Origin of the sequence: Streptomyces durbertensis, assembly GCF_014156695.1 — a bacterium.
Lineage (GTDB): Bacteria > Actinomycetota > Actinomycetes > Streptomycetales > Streptomycetaceae > Streptomyces > Streptomyces durbertensis.
Genome location: NZ_WMLF01000640.1, coordinates 1 through 2,204 on the forward strand (window position 1 = coordinate 1; position 2,204 = coordinate 2,204).

The 2,204-nt window shown below is 74.3% G+C and carries 2 protein-coding genes; one reads left to right on the plus strand and one right to left on the minus strand.

What is annotated here, in order from left to right:
* On the plus strand, nucleotides 1-594 hold a 594-nt coding region (locus GL263_RS25375), incomplete at its 5' end, for a TerD family protein (protein ID WP_182858080.1).
* A 72-nt stretch (nucleotides 595-666) separates the two neighbouring features.
* Here GL263_RS25375 and GL263_RS25380 read toward each other — a convergent pair.
* Nucleotides 667-2,202 (minus strand): hypothetical protein, encoded by a 1,536-nt coding sequence (locus GL263_RS25380; protein WP_182858081.1) that lies wholly within the window; start codon nucleotides 2,200-2,202, stop codon nucleotides 667-669.
* Nucleotides 2,203-2,204: the final 2 nt, after the last annotated feature.

The following is a 2,204-nucleotide window of genomic DNA, read 5'->3' on the forward strand; positions in this document are numbered from 1 at the left end:
CCGCCGCAGCAGGCCCCGGGGGTCGTCAACCTCGACAAGGGGCGGGTGAGCCTCCAGAAGCACCAGACGGTCTCCCTGGTGAAGGACAACCAGCCGCTCCAGACCTCGGTGGTCATGGGCTTGGGCTGGGAGCCGGCCTACGGCAGGGGCAGCATCGACCTGGACGCGTCCGTCATCGCCTACGACGCGAACCGGCGGAAGATCGACGCCTGTTACTTCGGCAAGCTCGCGATCCTGGGCGGCGCGATCCAGCACTCGGGCGACAACCTCACGGGTGAGGGCAGCGGCGACGACGAGCGGATCACCGTCCACCTCCAGGGCCTGCCGCCGGAGGTGACCGGCCTGGTGTTCACGGTGAACTCCTTCAGCGGCCAGAAGTTCAACGAGGTCGCGAAGGCGTACTGCCGGCTGCTGGACGCCGGCGGCCAGGAGCTGGTCCGCTTCGACCTCACCCATTCCCCGGCGAACACCGCGGTGCTGATGTGCAAGTTCATCCGCCAGTACTCGGGTGAGTGGCAGATGACGGCCCTCGGCGACTACCTCGACGCCCGTACCGTCCGGGGCATGGTCAAGCCCGGCGCCCAGGCCCTGTAGGGCGGGCCGCACAGGCCGGCCGGAACCGGTCGCCGGTCCCTCGGGCGGGGGCCGGCGACCGGGGGCGGCGCGTCAGCCCGCGGAGCGGGCGCGGTGGGCGGCGCGGCGGGCCTCCTTGGCGGTGCGGCGGTCCGGGTGGAGGCGGCCCAGAGCCTCCAGGACGTCGGCGGTGGCGGGGTGTTCGACCCGCCAGACCTTGTCGAAGAAGCCGCTGTGCTGCTCCACCAGCCCGCTCACCAGCTCGCGCAGCTCGTCCGTGCCGGCGGAGTCCTCGCCGAGGAGTTGGGCGGCGAAGGTGTCGACGGTCAGCCAGAACACCATCTCCTCGCCGGGCGGCGGCACGTCCGTGGCGCCGCGCTCGGTGAGCCAGACCCGGGCGAGGCCGCCGAGCTGGCCGTCGTCGAGGACCTCGCGCAACGCGGGTTCCGCGTCCGCACCGACCAGGGCGAGCGCCTGCTGTACGAGCAGCCGCCGGCGCGGTGCGGCGGGATCGTCGCCGCGTGCGGCGTTCAGCAACTCCCGGGCGGCGGCGGCCATCTCCCGGCCGCCGAGCCAGCGCGTCGCCTCCTCCTGCGCCGCCTTCTCCGGGTAGTGCAGGAGCGCGGTCAGCAGTTCCTCCGCGCCCGCCTCCGCGAGGTCACCGACGGCGGGCGCCGCGACGCCGGCCGCCATCATGCGGGTGCGCAGGCCGTGGACGCCGAGCGGGGTGAGTCGGACGACGCCGTACCGGCTGACGTCCTCCGCCAGGCTGTCGTCCTCGGCCGGCTGGTCCTCGTCGGCGGCGCCGAGCAGGGCGTCGTCGACGGGCTGGTAGTCGACGAGTCCACTGGGTTCGAGGATGCGGAACTGCTCGTCGAGTCGCATCATCACCGCCGTGACCTCGTTCAGTTCCTCCTCGGTGGGGGTGCCTCCGGCGGTGTCGGGGTCGTCCGGGAGCACCATGGAGGCGGCCAGCACCGGCAGCGGGACGGGCGGGTGCGCGGGTCCGTCGGCGTCGGGGGCGTCGGCGCTGCCCGGGGCGTCGGGGTCGCCGCCGGCGCTGAGCAGGTAGAGGTTGGCGAGGGCCGCGTCCAGGAACTCCTCCTCGGCCTCCGGGTCCCATTCCAGGTCCCCGAGGTTGGGCGGGGTGCCCTCGGTGCCGTCCGCGCCGGACTCCAGGCCCATGCGGTCGAAGAGTTCGTCGAAGCTCGGCATGGCAGCGTCGGCCAGCTGGGTCTCCAGCACGTCCTGCCAGAGTTCGAGCACGTCGGCGGGGGCGCCGCCGGTGAGGGTGCCCAGTTCGGGGCCGGGGGTGGCGGTGCCGACGGTCTCGTCGGCGTCCGGTCGCGGCAGCGACTCGTCGTCGGCGTCCGCCGCGGTGCTGTCCTCGGCCACCTCGATCAGGCCGACGTCCACCGCGCAGTTCCACGCCTCGGCGGCCAGCGCGGGCCCGTCCTCGCCCGTGAGCCCCAGGTGTTCGGCCGCGGACCGCAGCTGCTCGCCGAGGAGTTCGCCGCCGGCGCCCACCCGCAGTCCCTCACTCGCCCAGCGCGCCAGCGTGGCCGCCCTGCTGACCAGCGGCGCGGCGAGCGCCTGGCGCGCCAGCTCCGCCTCCGAGGGCAGCCGCACGG